The following is a 13,913-nucleotide window of genomic DNA, read 5'->3' on the forward strand; positions in this document are numbered from 1 at the left end:
TTTCATGAGCGCACGACAAGAACTTAAAAAACGTCATCCACTGGAATCACTCGGAGTGAAAATGGCTCGCCGTGGGGATATTCGTGTCGAGCGCCTGCAAGAGCGTTTAACCCCCAAAGTTCCATTTCCACACAAGCATGACTTTTATCAAATCGTGATCGTGCATGCATCTGAAGGCCATCATGAAATTGATTTCACCACATATTCAGTAAAGGGCTCTCAGGTCTTTTTGATCAAGCCGGGGCAAATGCATGGTTGGAAACTTTCAGCACGCAGCAAAGGTTTTGTGATCGAATACACTGAGGAGTCTTTCAACAAAGACTTCATGGGTATGTCCAAGCTTGCACAACACAGTCGTCAGGTCCCGGATCATTTCAAAATTCCCAAGAGCAATCATATTTTCTCTGAAGCCTTTCTGGAAATGATGGAAGTGGAATTTCAACGTCAAGGCGATAACTTTGAGATGTGTCTGCAAAGCTATCTTAGTCTGATTCTGCTGGAAGCGCTTCGCATCAGCAAAGCAGCGGACCGTCAGTTGGCGGAAAACGACGACGTGATTTCACAATTCACGGATCTGGTGGAAGAAAATTTCCATGAACAGCATCAGGTCGAATTCTATGCGGGAAAATTGGGACTGACGGCGAAAGCCCTATCAGCAAAGATCCAACGGGTATTAGGACCCTCGGCCAAAGAGTATATTCTGAATCGCTGCATGCTCGAAGCAAAACGATTGTTATCCTATTCAGAGCTGAGTATTTCAGAAATTGGGTACAGCCTGGGATTCGAAGATCCGAACTATTTCAGCCGTTTTTTGAAAAAGAATATGAAGATCAGTGCAGGGAAGTTTCGTAAAACTCCCCCTAAAAAGAAGAACTAAAACTTATCCATCATGTGCTCAGGAGCTTCTTTACCTTCGCCATGACTTTGCTCTGCACTCAAAGCCACTTTACCAGTGATTCCCACCCATTCCGGGAAAAAGAACGCCAGTACTGCATAGACCATAAAGCTAATGATCGAGATCACAACTGCGCCACCGATTACAAACATTGTGCCGTTGTCCATATAAGACTCCTTCAGCTAATAATCCTACGCTATCCGACTCTTTTTAGCCATGGAGGAATTCCCTATGGACTAGCACAAATTTCCTTCCTTCGCCCGCAAACCACTACAATCCCTCTCGAGCGCCCCAGCACTTTTCCTTCCACAGACACCTTCTGCCCCCCTCTCTGACCTCCGAATTGTGAAGCCAATGGTCGGGCTTATTCGAAAACTCCTCTGTGGGGATTAAGTCAGGAAGAACTGAGGGACCTTTGGGTCTAGGTATCGGCCCCGGGCAAATCCATTTGAATCACCCTCGGGATCGGTTTACAATTTTGCTTTAACAAGGAAGTTAATTAATGAAACTTGGTATTGAAGTTTTGCTTTCCGATGCAAAAATGTTGAAGTCCCTAAAAGGAAAGCGTGTTGGTTTGGTTTGCCACCCCGCCAGCGTAAATGAAAATCTTGAGCACAGCCTGGATCTTCTGGCAAAAAAAATTAAACTGTCTTGTGCATTTGGCCCTCAACATGGTGTGCGTGGAGACAAGCAAGACAATATGATCGAAAGCCCCGACTTTATCGATCCTGTTCATAAAATTCCTATCTTTAGCTTGTACGGCGAGGTACGCAGACCCACCGCTGAAATGATGAAGCACTTTGATGTTTTACTTTTCGATCTTCAGGATTTGGGTTGCCGTATTTATACCTTCATCACGACTTTACTGTATGTGATGGAAGAATGCGCGAAGCTTGATAAGACGGTCATCATTTTGGATCGTCCGAACCCGGCAGGTCGCCCGGTTGAGGGCTTCCGCATGCTACCAGGTTGGGAATCTTTCGTAGGGGCCGCTCCCATTCCAATGCGCCACGGTCTGACTGTGGGCGAGCTAGCGCTTTACTTCGCCGAATACTATGAAATGGATCTAGAACTTCAGGTTGTTAAAATGAAGGGCTATGCACCTAACAAAGCTCCCGGTTTTGGTTGGGACATGAAACGAGCTTGGGTGAATCCATCACCGAATGCGGCTTCACTGAACATGGCACGTGCCTATCCCGGAACAGTTTTGATCGAAGGTACGACATTATCTGAAGGGCGTGGAACAACACGCGCATTGGAAGTAATCGGGGCTTCGGATATCGATTTCTCTGAAGTTCTAACCAGAATGAAAAAGAAAGCTCCGCAATGGCACAAAGGTATCAATTTGCGTGAGTGCTATTTTGAACCGACATTCCACAAACATGTTGGTAAACTTTGTCACGGCTTCCAATTCCATACAGATACGACGACCTACAAGCACGAAGCATTCAAGCCATTCCGCCTAACCGCTTTGATGTTAAAAATAATTCGTGAAATGCATCCCAATTATCCAATCTATCGTGATTTCGCTTACGAGTATGTGAAAGACCGTTTGGCATTCGATGTGATCAACGGTGGACCGGCACTGAAAAATTGGATCGAGGATAAAAAGTCCACGCCACAGGATCTGGACAAAGCAATGTCTAAGGACGAAAAGAGCTGGGAAAAAGAAAGAAAGAAATATCTTCTCTACAAATAAGCAGACAAAAAGGCCCGGGTTCGAAAGAATCCGGGCCTTTGTTTTTAATAAGTAATAAAATATAAATCTTTAATATTAAAACAAGAATTGATCCTAACGATAGAAACCTCGATTCTTTAAGTGTTTCATTTGCAAGTTCAACAGCAATTTCCAAGAACTGCTGATTGTTTTTTTAGCAGCGAATCAGTTCATCCGACAATCACTCCAAGAGCCGACGTGTTCCCCTTTTCCGAAGCCGCTATCGAATACTCGATAATCTGCAGGCTTCGCAAAAGCTTACGACGCAAGATACGGTCTGCAACAGACGCCTCCGAAACTAAAGAAAACAACTGACTCCCTAATACGACTGTTAACATTAAGAACCTCATCTTGGCCCCCTTCCTGTCTATAAGACTCAGGTGCCTCAGGGAGCGGTTAAAACCAATTTAAAGAACTTCTAGCCTCTTGAAATGACGACACTTTGGACAGTTCTGGATTTAGTTCACCCCTTAAAGACAGCTTCCCCATGACCGACTCGAATATGGTAAAAGGCTCACTATTAAAATAAACGGGAGCCTTATGAAAAACATTATCTTGCCTCTGGTTGCACTGACTTTAACTATGTCCGCTTGCAGCTATAAATCACCAACAGAAGACCTTGATAAAGCAATCGCCAAGAGCCAACGCGACCTTGATGCGATCATTTATGGTGGCGGCCAACCTGGAAAAATTAACGTGAATGGAGTCATCGTTACAGATGAATCCGGATCCCTGCTTTTAGATAAGAAAATCAGCATCCTTCAAGAAGGTGGATTGGGTTCTCGCAATGTAGGAACTGCTGTTGTTGGAGAGAAGAACAAACCAACGCTATCTCCAACCGTAAAAGAAGAATCCCCGCAACTCGCCTCTGCGCATGCGCAATTGATCAGCGAAGGATATGTGAATTTGGGATGTGAAAATCTGACGGCTGAAGATGTCCAGGGACTTGAAGAAAGAAAGCTGGACTCAACAGAGACCGTTTACGTTTTCTTGGCTGCCAAAAAAGTTTTTATCTGCGGGGAACAACATAAAAATGGCGTTAGCTTAAATATTATGGCTGAGGAGCTCGTTCTGAAGGATGTTCGACTGACCGTGGTTGGCATTGTTGGTGGCATAGCGGTAAAAACTCAAAAGCTTGAACTACAAGGCAAAAATCTACTCGGAACGGCAGCACCAACCAGCAACGGCATCGGTATGGATGCACCAGGTATCGCACTGGTCGTTGAAAAAGAACTGTCTGGCCCAGGAGACTTAATGCTTATATCCACGGGCGGAGCGGTTGTCGAAAAGAAATAGTTTTTAACCATTCACGTTCAAAATAAAAAAGGGAACCCGAAAGGTTCCCTTTTCTTTATTTACGTTCCCAGATATAAGAAATGATCTCGTCCCCCATTTCAATATCAAGGAAAAGGCGTCCATTCTTGAACCAGATATGCGAGCGTGTTTTTCTTCCCAACTGCATGTCGGAATCTTGGGTGCACCAATCGGCATTTGATGGATTTATCCAAACAACTTCTTGCATTAGAGTTTCTTCTGAAAATTGATAAAGAGCACGTCTTTCGCAGAAACCCGGCTCGCCATCACGATGATAACGTAAAGAATTTGTACCATCGCTCGAAAATTCATACTCAATTTGTAAGGCAGGATTAGGTCGGGGCACTTCCTGACCTTGATAAATCAAACTCGAAAAAATCCAGAGGCCCAACAAGGATTCAGTAATCATCTCAAAAACCTCTTTTTTGTATAATCGTCTGACCCTCTTTCAGATCTCCCACATTCACAAGCTCAGATTGAAGAACAGCATGCAAATTAACACCGAAGTCCTTAAATTCGCTGTTGGGAACCAATCGCGCCAGGGTCAAGGCCGCTAAGCGAATACCTTTTTCCAAACCGAACTGTTCCTTCAGATCCCACAAAACACCACTGATAATACCGGAGTCGTGATATAACCCCCCGTTCTTATCCGCGACGGACAAGGTATTCACAACCGAACGGCGAAAAGGTCCTTTTAAGTACGAAGCCTCTCCCATATTGGGATTATTTAACTGCGCAGCTGTAAAAAAGTCGGCAAAACCTTCATTCAAAGAACCACCCTCTCCCTCAAAGGGAAGTCCCGCAATGGAGTCTACAACGGCGTGCACACTTTCATGGACGACAACTGATGGGTCTTGGGCAAGGCCAGAGTATACTTGGTCATCTCCCGCCCCCAAGCGTATTTTGCCCTGATAATAAAATGCAGAATTTGTTTTTTCTGGGAATCCCACCTGAACTTCAGCTTGCAGTAAAAATGGAATTTTAAATCCCAACATTCTTTCAAACCAGGCAAGCGAATCATCCAGAAAATAGAATGCCTGAACCTGATCAAAACGGGGATCTTTGCTATTGAACTTTAACGGCTCCATAACAGATGTAACTTTTGATGAGTTTTGTGAGCTCACCATCAGCCGTGTGTTTGCCAGAGTCGGACTTGCATACAGACCAGTTAATACGACCTCCTGAAGCTCCCTTTTTTTGGAGCCTTTCGGAAATACCCAAGCCAACGTATCCTGAAAATAGGAACCAACTCTTTGAATCTTTTGAATTTGCAGATAATTATTAAATCGCGCTTCCCACGTCACGCCTTTGTCATCAACGTAAACCACTTTCCACAAAGGTTGATAAAAGCCTTTGTGGTGGGCTATTACCAAAGACACGGACTGGGGTGAATTTCTCTTAAACATGGGCAAAGAGTTTTTTAGTCTTCTTTCGAAATTACTTTTGTTACCCAGAAATTCTTCTATCGGAAAATCTTTTAACTTAGGTTCCGCAGTTACAATGTGCCCACGAACGGCAACTAAATTTGATCCGTTAGAAATTTCTTTGACGTAAGTGCCCTCAACCGGAACTCCCCGAATAAGTTGCTGGCGTAATAAAATATTCTGGGAATAGAGAGATGCCTCGGAAATAAAAGCAGTATCAACTTGTTTTAGAACGACCAGGTTTTCTTTGGAAGAGCCCGATTTCCATTCGATTGTCTGGAAATCGGACTTAGGCGAACAAGAGGTTAGCGCGATGAAAAGTATAATTAACTTATTTTTCATGCGGGACTTCCTCCGGCTGGCTCAACTGTTCTTATTCGATAACAACAGATTTTTCCAAGTAAGTACCGTCGCCATTTTCAAATCTAAGGTTGTGTTTACCTGGAATGAATTTCCCTAGACGAATTTCTTTTTGAAATGGGATCAGAACCATGATGCACATGCCTTCTGATACAGTGGCAATTGATTTCACAGTGTGGTTGAAATCGTCCTTGTTATCCACTTCGGCACCTTTCCATTTATAGCAACCATTTTGGAAAATACCATTTACGACGACATACACGTCAGAATTGGAATCGAAACCACCGGGCACAAAAACACCGCTGATACCAATCTGCACGTCACGCTCTTTTGGTGCAGCTTGATTTGCGAAAGAAACTGAACTTAAAAGCATCATCAAAGCAAAAACTCTTGCGATCATTTTCATCTTATCCTCCTTGGATAGACATTTTTGTCTTACCTAAGGAATACGCCTGCTCTTTTTCGGGGGAGATGATGGCAATCATGTTTATGCAACACCCCAATAGAAATCAATCCACGGTGGAGATTGAGGACACTCCGGACAGGAATTGATCCCAGCATCAAAAAATAAAAAAGGGAACCCGAAAGGTTCCCTTTTTATTTTAAGAGCTAAGTCCTAAAACTAACTACTTAGTTTCAGATTTCACTTCTTCTTTTTTAACTTCTGTTTTTTCTTTTTTGCCGTGTTTTTTGTGTTTTACTTCTTTTTTAGCTTCAACTTTTTGCTCAACTTGAGCAGCTGGTTGTTGCTCAGCAGCTGGAGCTGCTGCAGGTTCGTTAGCTTGAGCCATAAGACCAGAGAAAAGGATCGCTGTAGTGATAAGTGCGAATTTCATAAAACCTCCATTTGGTTTTGTATTTGATTGCTCGCCACAAATACAAGTTACCAAAGAGTTCTTAAACCCCGATTAAAACCACATTAATTCTTTTTTATCTGGAACATTAGGCGACCTCAGGACTTACCCATCAGCTGCGATATAAGCTCAAACGAGCGCAGACGATCCGTATGTTCGTATTGATCTGAAACAATCATCAGTTCATCGGGTTCAAGAATGTTCACGAATTCTTGAAGTTTTCGCTGGACCGTTTCAGGGCCACCAATCACAGCGGTGGCTAAGCGTGATTTCACTAGTTGTTCTTCCTGCACAGTCCAATAGGGCGCCATCGAATCAACAGGAGGCTCAAGGTTCACACGCTGATTGCGAATGATACCAAGGAACCTGCGCATCACTGTCGTCGACAACCTCTGCGCTTTTTCATCGGTGTCTGCGGCGACAATTTGAATGCCCAACATCACATAGGGTTCTTTCAAATATTCAGACGCTTGAAAACCCGCACGGTACAAGCGAACGGCATCATACATTTCATCCGGCGCAAAGTGGCCCGCAAAGGCATAAGGAAGTCCCATCACTGCTGCCAGTTGCGCGCTGTAAAGACTGGAACCTAAAATCCAAAACGGAACCTTTACGCCTGCGCCGGGTATCGCACGAACGCGATCCGCAGCGGCTGATTCTTTGAAATAACCTTGCAGTTCTAAAACTTGTTCACCGAAATCGGGTTCGCGATTTACGTTGCGACGAAGGGCACGCATCGTTAAACCATCCGTGCCTGGTGCACGTCCCAATCCCAAATCAATTCTTCCCGGATACAACGTTCCCAATGTTCCGAACTGTTCAGCAATAACCAACGGTGCGTGATTGGGCAGCATGATGCCGCCAGAGCCCACACGAATAGTTTTCGTGCCGCCAGCGATGTAACCAATTAAAACAGACGTCGCACTGCTCGCAATGCCCTCCAGATTGTGGTGCTCTGCCAACCAATATCGATTGTATCCCCACTCTTCCGCATGCCGAGCGAGATCTAAAGAGTTGCGAAAAGAGTCCGCAACAGTTTTACCCTGCGCGATAGAAGCGAGATCAAGGATGGAGTACTTTACTTCAGAGAGAGTTTTCATATTTGTAATTCCTATATCAGCTCTTAGCGCTTTTTTCTTCTGCTAATTAAGTGTAGACCGACATCTTCTTAAAGAGAGAGGTCTTATGAAAAACTTAATCACAGCAGTACTAATCACTTTCGGTTTCTTGGGCGCAGCACACGCTTCTAATCAATGGACCGAAGTTCTAACGACAACCGTTATGACACAATCTCCGGACTACAAAGACTATTTGATCCACAACAGCGACAAGTATTCGCAAATTATGGTTCAAGTTCGTTCGAAAACTCGCATCGAGCGCATCGACACTATTTCACACATCCTTTGGGGCCGCCCAGTCAGTGGCATCGAAGGTGTTTATGAAGCAGACGAAACCAAAACTGCCTACTTCGGTCCTGCGAAAGTTCGCTTCTTGCGCATTTACGCAACATCAATTCCAGCTGGAATGCCCATGCCGATTCGTGTGTGGATGAGATAAGTCACCCGAGAATTCTTGTTCAGGGGTGGACACCTCGTCCTCCTCTGAAACAATGTACTCATACACCATCGCTTTTTTAAATTCTGTTCGACGAATGAAATAGTAAGCCAAACCAAATCCGACACCTAAGATAAAGCCCACCAAATGCGCGCCATAACTGACCTGTGGATCAAATGCCGAGGTTGGCATAAACACACCTAAGGCCACGCCACCCGCACGTAACGCTCTTTGCACGTAAGATCTTTTTTGATCCAGCATGAAATAGAGTGCGAGCCAGGCTCCCCCCATCCAATAGACAACACCGGAAGCTCCAATCAATCGCACTTCAGGCGCATAATTCAACAGAACAAAATAGTTCGTGATGCCACCAAAGAAAATCGCGGCAATGGGAAAGACCCAAGAGCCGAAATAGCCGACCAATAAATAGCCCAGCACAAAAAATAAAATGAGATTATTCAGTAAGTGACCTGTGTCACCATGTGCAACCAGAGTCGTCCACAGACGCCAGAATTGCTTTTGCTGAAAGACGGCCTCGCCCGAGGCGGCCATCCATTGATCTGCGTGTAAAATGCCCTGCCAGAAACAAACAGCACCTATCACCAGGATTAATACCGTCACGGCCGATATAAATCCTGCTAAAGGCGATGGCTTGCGACTGAGCCACGTTTCCCGAACGCGCTTCCAAACAACCTGCTCCACCGGTCCTCCTGCGTTGACCTTAAGTCTGAGGGCATTCCAGAGGATGTCAAGGCGCCCAAAAACAAAAGGGCCACCATTTGGCAGCCCTTAGCTTATTTTGATTTGAAATCAAAACTAGTGATTGTAGATCTGATGAGCGCCGTCTTTAGCAGCAAACAGTTGTTGAATCAAAGCCGCGCCTGTCGCGTTATCATTGCTTTGAAATGCCGTTTGCATTTGAACTGCAATGTTCATCGCGTAGTTGATGTGCTCTGTATAATTCTGCCATACAGCAGGTTGTTGATCTTGAGGCCATTGGCGAATGATATCAGGAACTTTTTGAAGATTTGCTTGCAGAAGCAAAGCAATTTGATTCGCGTTCACCGCGTTTTGTGAGTTCTGAGAAGCATCGCCCGCAGTCGCTTTAATTTGCTTCGCGTATTTTTCGATCATCATCATGTCTTGCTTGATGCTTGTCACTTCAGCGTAAGCCGCAACACCCAAAACAGTCAGTACTACAAGAATGGAAGCTAAAATTTTGCGCATGATAAAGTTCCTTTAAATTAAAGTTTTTTGTGAGCGTGGTTTACTTTGTCGTTCATTTCTTGGTTCTTCGTCACGATCGCAGCCAAGTCACGTTGTGACTCTGGAGTCGCCAAAGTTTTCGCCAACAAATCACGGTATTCGATCAAGAATGTTTTAAAGTCATCCATGAAATACAAATAGTACTCTTTCAACTCTGCTTTGGCTTTTTCATCCATCAAAGAACCTTTGGAAGGAAGAACCGCTTCAGAAGGATTCACCAGAACAGCGTCTGCACAGGCAATAGCGATATTCAAGTTTTCAATCGCTACCTGGATGTCTTTATCTGTCAATTTATCCCAAGGATCGCCGATTTTTCTGGCAACTGTTTCAGCATCCACAGTGTATTTACCAAAGTTGCGCATCACACGGTTAATAGTGAGTTCAGTTTCGCCGTTGCGCAAAGGACAAGTTACTTGTGCCAAAGACACTGCTGGCGCTAAAAGCGCGATAGCAAGCAAGATACGAGAAATCATAGGCTCTCCCCTTTATTGAACAGTGGGAAACCTAGTATCTGAGGTGTGATTTCTTGTCATGTTGAGGGTCTAAGCAGGGCCTAATTGAAAACCAATTGGCGAAAGAGCATGGAAAAATTGCCCGTTTTCCAGTCTTAACGGGTATTTACCGTACTTTGGTGGATTCTCAGTTGGCAGGATCTCTCTCAGTTAGCTTTACGAATTTCCAGCAAACTGGTGCCACGAATGTCTCCCAGGATTTCCAAACTCATCACCGAGGACAGGTGTTGGCCAGCTAAATGGAAAGCACTCCACCCATGCTGACGTTGTTCGCGCAAAAGCACGTAAGCTCGCCCGCCAGATCTTAGGGAGTTTTCAATCCCTCTCATAAGATTCGCAAAATCCGAATCTAGAAAAAAACGGCAGCGATTTTTAAAATCGGAAGGCGAAAGAGTTCCCTGGTCTTTGTGGAAATAAGGCGGATTACACAGAATCAAATCGTATTGATTTTTATAAGGCTCGGACTGAAGTACATCGTAATTTTCAGGTACAAATTTAATCGCCGTTTTTGCATCGGTAACGTGAGCGACATTTTTCTCGAAGTGCGGTTGATAAATTGCTGACTGTACTTCCAGGAAATCAAAAGATCTGGGAACCACACCACGCTCTTTTTGATTATGGAAAAGAAAATCCAAACCAATGATTCCGCACCCTGAACACAAATCCAAACAAACAGCCGGAGTCAGACCTTCATCACGATAAATTTCGTAAACCTGACGTGCCAGAAAAACTGAATCGTGGGAGAAGTGATAATCTTCCGGCTGAGAGTATTCAAAAGTGTAGTGCTCATTGATCGATGACATTTAACAAGCCTATCGAAGAGGACACGCTAATGCAACGATCTGCAGAGCTTTAATGGCAAAGATTCTTCGGGATTTAAAATTCCGCTGGTCCCATAGTGATGGCTTAAATATTTAAGCACAGCCTTATCCCCACTTGCTCCCACCGGATAAATCTTCGTCCCATTTCGCACTGTCGGAGTGTAAGCCACGCCCGTTATTACAGCTTTGCCCTGAGCGGGCTTTGTTAAACCCACGTACATCACCGCCGAAGCTTTTCTTTCGACATCTTTTTGAGCTGCGACGAAATTCCCCAATGAATAAACGATGAAAGTTTCACGACCATCCTTCGTCACATACTTATCCCACGGTTGCAAAACGTGCGGATGGGAGCCAACCACAACCGTGGCACCAGCATCAAGCCAGCTGCGAGCGGCAGAAACTTGTCGTGCATTTGGTGTCTGCTTATATTCGTCGCCCCAATGTGGATAGATAACCACGGCATCGACATCGGAGCGGGCTGATAGCTCCTTGATTGACGCAATCATATTAGAATTAAAGCAGTTCAACACCTGTGACTTACTGTCGGGACGGCCATTTGTCATTTCTGTGCAACCGACAAAAGCAATATTAATTCCTTGCACCGTGACCACCCGAGAATAGGGCGCATTTCGCTCTTGAGAATGGCGAATTCCCACTGTGTGAATACCTGCGGCCCGTGCTGCAATCACCGACTTATCGATTCCGATCGAACCCCGATCCAAAATGTGATTGTTGGCCATCGTCAAAAGATCAAGTCCACTTTTTTTAAGATCACTTAAAATACGTGGATGATAGTTGAATCTCATGTTGGTTCCCGAATAAATGCGATCGTCATAGATAAAACCTACATCGCCCCAGTCGCGACCTTCCGTATCGATTCCCATGGCCGCTGGGCCTTCAAGATTTGCGATGGAAAAGTTTGCCTTTGAAAAAAGTGGATTAATACCACGCCAGATTTGTGAGAAGTCTTTTGATTCCTGCACCACACTCACGTACAGCAACTTATGAATCAGCACATCTCCCACAAAAGACAACGAAGCAAAATACTGAGAAGAACCGCAACGCCCACTGAATTCAAGATCAGTGCCCATTGCCAAGCTTACAGATGGAAAAAACCCCAGCATTACTGCTAGGGATTTTTTAATGAGTTTTTTCATTTGAGATTACTCTTCAATCGCGTTGCGGCGATCGCGTGCCACTTGCCCTTTGCGCGAGCGCGCACTGGAATATCCCGCCACACGTTTGCCCACCATTTGCGGAGCATTTTCAAAGTGGGAGTCGGCCTGAACAGTGCGCTTATTGTACATTTTCTGTTTTGTTCTGCGAAGAAAGCTTTCACGTGGTTCATCTGCTCTCTTCAAATGCATTTTAGGCTGCTCAGTCAAACTTTTCTTGCCGCGCGCAGCCTTAGCCTTACGTTTCTCAAGACGTTGTTTTTTTAAAATACGATCAAAACGCTCCAACACTTTTTCCATGCTGCGCAGGCGGAAATTCACTTCGCGTGATGCCACCTTGTCATCCATTTTCGCTCGTGCATTTTTGCGATGCCTTTTCACCAGCTCTACCGTACGGGCCCGCGCCTTGCGAATTCTTTCGCGTGGAATACTCTTAAGATCCGAGGAGCTTTGGGTGTAAAGTTTGAACTCTGCCTTAGTTAATCTTTTTTGCGCAGCCTTTTGCGAAGCCGATTGTGTTGTTGCCATATGATCTCCTTGTGATTCGTTTTTAATGATAAGAGGAACGCTCTGGGAGTCTCTATTGACAAGTGCTCCCTTTGTTGGAAAGCATGGAGAAGTCGTGCGCGAAAGGAACCCGTTATGAAAATCAAAAGAATCTGTGTCTATTGCGGTGCTAATCCAGGCAATCATCCTGAGTACGCCAAAGTGGCGCGAGAGCTTGGGCATCTTTTGGCAGATCACAAGATTGAATTAGTTTATGGCGGTGGCAAAGTCGGCTTGATGGGCACGATCGCAGATGCTGTGCTAGAAAAAGGCGGCCAGGTGATCGGCATCATTCCTCAAAAATTAGTCGAGCAGGAACACGCCCACCCGGGTCTCACTGATTTGCGCATCGTGAATGACATGCACGAACGCAAAGCTGCAATGGCTGTTCTTTCAGATGCGTTTATCGCTTTGCCCGGTGGCTTCGGTACACTGGAAGAGTTGTTCGAAGTTTTGACGTGGGCCCAAATTGGTTATCATCAAAAACCCATTGCTCTGGTAAATGTCATGGATTTCTATGGGCATCTGCAAAGCTTCGTAAAGCATGCAACAACTACAGGGCTTTTACGTTCCGAGTATGCTCGCTTTTTCCAAGTGACGTCATCTGCGAAAGAAGCCCTCGACACGATTCTTCGCTAGGAAACCGCTTCTTCCCCCTTTGAAGATTGAATCCAAAAAAGCGCACTGAGGAGTGTTCCCTTGATCATTTCAAATTTGCAATTGGACATTCAGCGAGCTTGTTTAGTAGTTAAAAAGGCGTAATGGAATTCCTCTTAAGACCAGAAGCCTACATCGCCACCTACCAAAGAGACTTGGAAGAACTTTCTGAGCTATTGGCAACTCTTGGTCATTCGGTTGCTCCTTACAAGGACCCGGCGCTGCCATTATTTCACAATCTTCTTCCGGAAACACGTCAACAGGTCGCGACAGCTTTACATGCATATGTAGGAGCTCTGCGCGCAGAACTTGCCAACGAGTATTCAAGCCCTGAACGCTTCGTTTTACAGTTCCTTTTCCGTATTGGTCAGGCTCCAAGCTCTGAACTTTCAAATATTTTACGAAACGAGCGCTACATTCAAATTTACAACCGCGACAACCTGCAGATCTTCCGCAGCCTTGCCTGCTATGAACGCTGCTCGTTCACTCTGGAGCAATTGACCAGTCGTACGTGGTTTGAGCTGTGGGAGCGAGATAATTTGTTTTATATGGCGTTCGTGGGAATGGCTCACAAAATGCGGGATGTGGTTCGCTTTAGCAGCTTTAATTTCGACTTCCCCTTTCATAAGGTGACTGAAATCGACTCTTCCGAAGGGTATTCTTTCCACTATAAGCTTAAAACTGTGTGCGGTTTGACCCGTCAGAATCAAATACAATCAGCCCTGCTGGTCGAGGACTGGAAATTCTAGAAATCCCTGTATATTTGCTAGGATAAGCCTTTTGACCTTGCGGTTTGGACAAGGACCCTGTAGCTATTT

At 45.0% G+C, this 13,913-nt stretch carries 19 protein-coding genes; 6 read left to right on the top strand and 13 right to left on the bottom strand.

Annotated elements, in window-relative coordinates; genetic code table 11:
- Nucleotides 1-4: 4 nt before the first annotated feature.
- Complete coding sequence (locus tag DOM22_RS16720) at nt 5-877, top strand: AraC family transcriptional regulator (protein ID WP_142701461.1); 873 nt, start codon at nt 5-7, stop codon at nt 875-877.
- Here DOM22_RS16720 and DOM22_RS16725 read toward each other — a convergent pair.
- On the bottom strand, nt 874-1,062 hold the full coding sequence (locus DOM22_RS16725; RefSeq protein ID WP_142701462.1) for a hypothetical protein: 189 nt from the start codon (nt 1,060-1,062) through the stop codon (nt 874-876). The two genes, DOM22_RS16720 and DOM22_RS16725, sit on opposite strands and share 4 nt — an antisense overlap.
- Nucleotides 1,063-1,397: 335 nt before the next feature.
- Here DOM22_RS16725 and DOM22_RS16730 point away from each other — a divergent pair, with 335 nt between their 5' ends.
- Nucleotides 1,398-2,594, top strand: a complete 1,197-nt coding sequence (locus DOM22_RS16730) for an exo-beta-N-acetylmuramidase NamZ domain-containing protein (protein WP_142701463.1) — start codon at nt 1,398-1,400, stop codon at nt 2,592-2,594.
- Between the two features lie 188 nt (nt 2,595-2,782).
- Here DOM22_RS16730 and DOM22_RS19960 read toward each other — a convergent pair whose 3' ends face one another.
- Nucleotides 2,783-2,950 carry a hypothetical protein gene (locus tag DOM22_RS19960; protein ID WP_168196686.1) on the bottom strand — a complete coding sequence of 56 codons (168 nt, stop codon included), beginning with the start codon at nt 2,948-2,950 and terminating at the stop codon, nt 2,783-2,785.
- A gap of 202 nt (nt 2,951-3,152) precedes the next feature.
- On the opposite strand from DOM22_RS19960, the gene DOM22_RS16735 reads away from it, so the two are divergent.
- Nucleotides 3,153-3,908: a hypothetical protein gene (locus DOM22_RS16735; RefSeq protein ID WP_142701464.1), complete on the top strand. Its 756-nt coding sequence runs from the start codon at nt 3,153-3,155 to the stop codon at nt 3,906-3,908.
- Between the two features lie 55 nt (nt 3,909-3,963).
- On the opposite strand, the gene DOM22_RS16740 is transcribed toward DOM22_RS16735, so the two are convergent.
- The 5 genes from DOM22_RS16740 to DOM22_RS16760 all read right to left on the bottom strand — a co-directional run bounded on the left by DOM22_RS16740 (nt 3,964) and on the right by DOM22_RS16760 (nt 7,664).
- A complete protein-coding gene (locus DOM22_RS16740) occupies nt 3,964-4,335 on the bottom strand; it encodes a hypothetical protein (protein WP_142701465.1) in 372 nt (123 codons plus the stop codon).
- Between the two features lies 1 nt (nt 4,336).
- Entirely contained in the window at nt 4,337-5,692 is a 1,356-nt protein-coding gene (locus DOM22_RS16745; protein WP_142701466.1) for a M4 family metallopeptidase, read from the bottom strand.
- Between the two features lie 31 nt (nt 5,693-5,723).
- On the bottom strand, nt 5,724-6,116 hold the full coding sequence (locus DOM22_RS16750) for a hypothetical protein (protein WP_142701467.1): 393 nt from the start codon (nt 6,114-6,116) through the stop codon (nt 5,724-5,726).
- Nucleotides 6,117-6,336: 220 nt separating this feature from the next.
- Nucleotides 6,337-6,546, bottom strand: coding sequence for a hypothetical protein (locus DOM22_RS16755; protein ID WP_142701468.1), 210 nt, complete (start codon nt 6,544-6,546; stop codon nt 6,337-6,339).
- Nucleotides 6,547-6,662: 116 nt separating this feature from the next.
- Nucleotides 6,663-7,664, bottom strand: a complete 1,002-nt coding sequence (locus DOM22_RS16760) for an LLM class flavin-dependent oxidoreductase (protein ID WP_142701469.1) — start codon at nt 7,662-7,664, stop codon at nt 6,663-6,665.
- An 85-nt stretch (nt 7,665-7,749) separates the two neighbouring features.
- Between DOM22_RS16760 and DOM22_RS16765 the strand changes: the two genes are divergently transcribed.
- Nucleotides 7,750-8,121 (top strand): hypothetical protein, encoded by a 372-nt coding sequence (locus tag DOM22_RS16765; protein WP_142701470.1) that lies wholly within the window; start codon nt 7,750-7,752, stop codon nt 8,119-8,121.
- On the opposite strand, the gene DOM22_RS16770 is transcribed toward DOM22_RS16765, so the two are convergent.
- The 6 genes from DOM22_RS16770 to DOM22_RS16795 all read right to left on the bottom strand — a co-directional run bounded on the left by DOM22_RS16770 (nt 8,074) and on the right by DOM22_RS16795 (nt 12,420).
- Complete coding sequence (locus tag DOM22_RS16770) at nt 8,074-8,820, bottom strand: rhomboid family intramembrane serine protease (protein ID WP_142701471.1); 747 nt, start codon at nt 8,818-8,820, stop codon at nt 8,074-8,076. The two genes, DOM22_RS16765 and DOM22_RS16770, sit on opposite strands and share 48 nt — an antisense overlap.
- A gap of 114 nt (nt 8,821-8,934) precedes the next feature.
- Nucleotides 8,935-9,345 (bottom strand): hypothetical protein, encoded by a 411-nt coding sequence (locus DOM22_RS16775; RefSeq protein WP_142701472.1) that lies wholly within the window; start codon nt 9,343-9,345, stop codon nt 8,935-8,937.
- A 17-nt stretch (nt 9,346-9,362) separates the two neighbouring features.
- On the bottom strand, nt 9,363-9,857 hold the full coding sequence (locus DOM22_RS16780; protein ID WP_142701473.1) for a hypothetical protein: 495 nt from the start codon (nt 9,855-9,857) through the stop codon (nt 9,363-9,365).
- 185 nt (nt 9,858-10,042) lie between these two features.
- Nucleotides 10,043-10,699 (bottom strand): RsmD family RNA methyltransferase, encoded by a 657-nt coding sequence (locus tag DOM22_RS16785; protein WP_142701474.1) that lies wholly within the window; start codon nt 10,697-10,699, stop codon nt 10,043-10,045.
- Nucleotides 10,700-10,725: 26 nt separating this feature from the next.
- A complete protein-coding gene (locus tag DOM22_RS16790) occupies nt 10,726-11,874 on the bottom strand; it encodes a CapA family protein (RefSeq protein WP_142701475.1) in 1,149 nt (382 codons plus the stop codon).
- Nucleotides 11,875-11,880: 6 nt separating this feature from the next.
- Nucleotides 11,881-12,420, bottom strand: coding sequence for a hypothetical protein (locus DOM22_RS16795; protein ID WP_142701476.1), 540 nt, complete (start codon nt 12,418-12,420; stop codon nt 11,881-11,883).
- 114 nt (nt 12,421-12,534) lie between these two features.
- On the opposite strand from DOM22_RS16795, the gene DOM22_RS16800 reads away from it, so the two are divergent.
- Both DOM22_RS16800 and DOM22_RS16805 read left to right on the top strand, forming a co-directional pair.
- Nucleotides 12,535-13,077, top strand: a complete 543-nt coding sequence (locus DOM22_RS16800) for a TIGR00730 family Rossman fold protein (RefSeq protein WP_142701477.1) — start codon at nt 12,535-12,537, stop codon at nt 13,075-13,077.
- 122 nt (nt 13,078-13,199) lie between these two features.
- On the top strand, nt 13,200-13,844 hold the full coding sequence (locus DOM22_RS16805) for a hypothetical protein (protein ID WP_142701478.1): 645 nt from the start codon (nt 13,200-13,202) through the stop codon (nt 13,842-13,844).
- The last annotated feature ends 69 nt before the right edge of the window (nt 13,845-13,913 follow it).

Origin of the sequence: Bdellovibrio sp. ZAP7 (genome assembly GCF_006874645.1) — a bacterium.
GTDB lineage: Bacteria > Bdellovibrionota > Bdellovibrionia > Bdellovibrionales > Bdellovibrionaceae > Bdellovibrio.

Excerpts from the sequence above, each read along its gene's own strand:
- DOM22_RS16795 (WP_142701476.1), bottom strand. The coding sequence starts at position 12,420 with ATGGCAACAACACAATCGGCTTCGCAAAAGGCTGCGCAAAAAAGATTA.
- DOM22_RS16745 (WP_142701466.1), bottom strand. The coding sequence starts at position 5,692 with ATGAAAAATAAGTTAATTATACTTTTCATCGCGCTAACCTCTTGTTCG.
- DOM22_RS16755 (WP_142701468.1), bottom strand. The coding sequence starts at position 6,546 with ATGAAATTCGCACTTATCACTACAGCGATCCTTTTCTCTGGTCTTATG.
- DOM22_RS16760 (WP_142701469.1), bottom strand. The coding sequence starts at position 7,664 with ATGAAAACTCTCTCTGAAGTAAAGTACTCCATCCTTGATCTCGCTTCT.
- DOM22_RS16785 (WP_142701474.1), bottom strand. The coding sequence starts at position 10,699 with ATGTCATCGATCAATGAGCACTACACTTTTGAATACTCTCAGCCGGAA.
- DOM22_RS16740 (WP_142701465.1), bottom strand. The coding sequence starts at position 4,335 with ATGATTACTGAATCCTTGTTGGGCCTCTGGATTTTTTCGAGTTTGATT.
- DOM22_RS16780 (WP_142701473.1), bottom strand. The coding sequence starts at position 9,857 with ATGATTTCTCGTATCTTGCTTGCTATCGCGCTTTTAGCGCCAGCAGTG.
- DOM22_RS16750 (WP_142701467.1), bottom strand. The coding sequence starts at position 6,116 with ATGAAAATGATCGCAAGAGTTTTTGCTTTGATGATGCTTTTAAGTTCA.
- DOM22_RS16800 (WP_142701477.1), top strand. The coding sequence starts at position 12,535 with ATGAAAATCAAAAGAATCTGTGTCTATTGCGGTGCTAATCCAGGCAAT.
- DOM22_RS16765 (WP_142701470.1), top strand. The coding sequence starts at position 7,750 with ATGAAAAACTTAATCACAGCAGTACTAATCACTTTCGGTTTCTTGGGC.
- DOM22_RS16730 (WP_142701463.1), top strand. The coding sequence starts at position 1,398 with ATGAAACTTGGTATTGAAGTTTTGCTTTCCGATGCAAAAATGTTGAAG.
- DOM22_RS16805 (WP_142701478.1), top strand. The coding sequence starts at position 13,200 with ATGGAATTCCTCTTAAGACCAGAAGCCTACATCGCCACCTACCAAAGA.
- DOM22_RS16725 (WP_142701462.1), bottom strand. The coding sequence starts at position 1,062 with ATGGACAACGGCACAATGTTTGTAATCGGTGGCGCAGTTGTGATCTCG.
- DOM22_RS19960 (WP_168196686.1), bottom strand. The coding sequence starts at position 2,950 with ATGTTAACAGTCGTATTAGGGAGTCAGTTGTTTTCTTTAGTTTCGGAG.
- DOM22_RS16735 (WP_142701464.1), top strand. The coding sequence starts at position 3,153 with ATGAAAAACATTATCTTGCCTCTGGTTGCACTGACTTTAACTATGTCC.
- DOM22_RS16720 (WP_142701461.1), top strand. The coding sequence starts at position 5 with ATGAGCGCACGACAAGAACTTAAAAAACGTCATCCACTGGAATCACTC.
- DOM22_RS16790 (WP_142701475.1), bottom strand. The coding sequence starts at position 11,874 with ATGAAAAAACTCATTAAAAAATCCCTAGCAGTAATGCTGGGGTTTTTT.
- DOM22_RS16775 (WP_142701472.1), bottom strand. The coding sequence starts at position 9,345 with ATGCGCAAAATTTTAGCTTCCATTCTTGTAGTACTGACTGTTTTGGGT.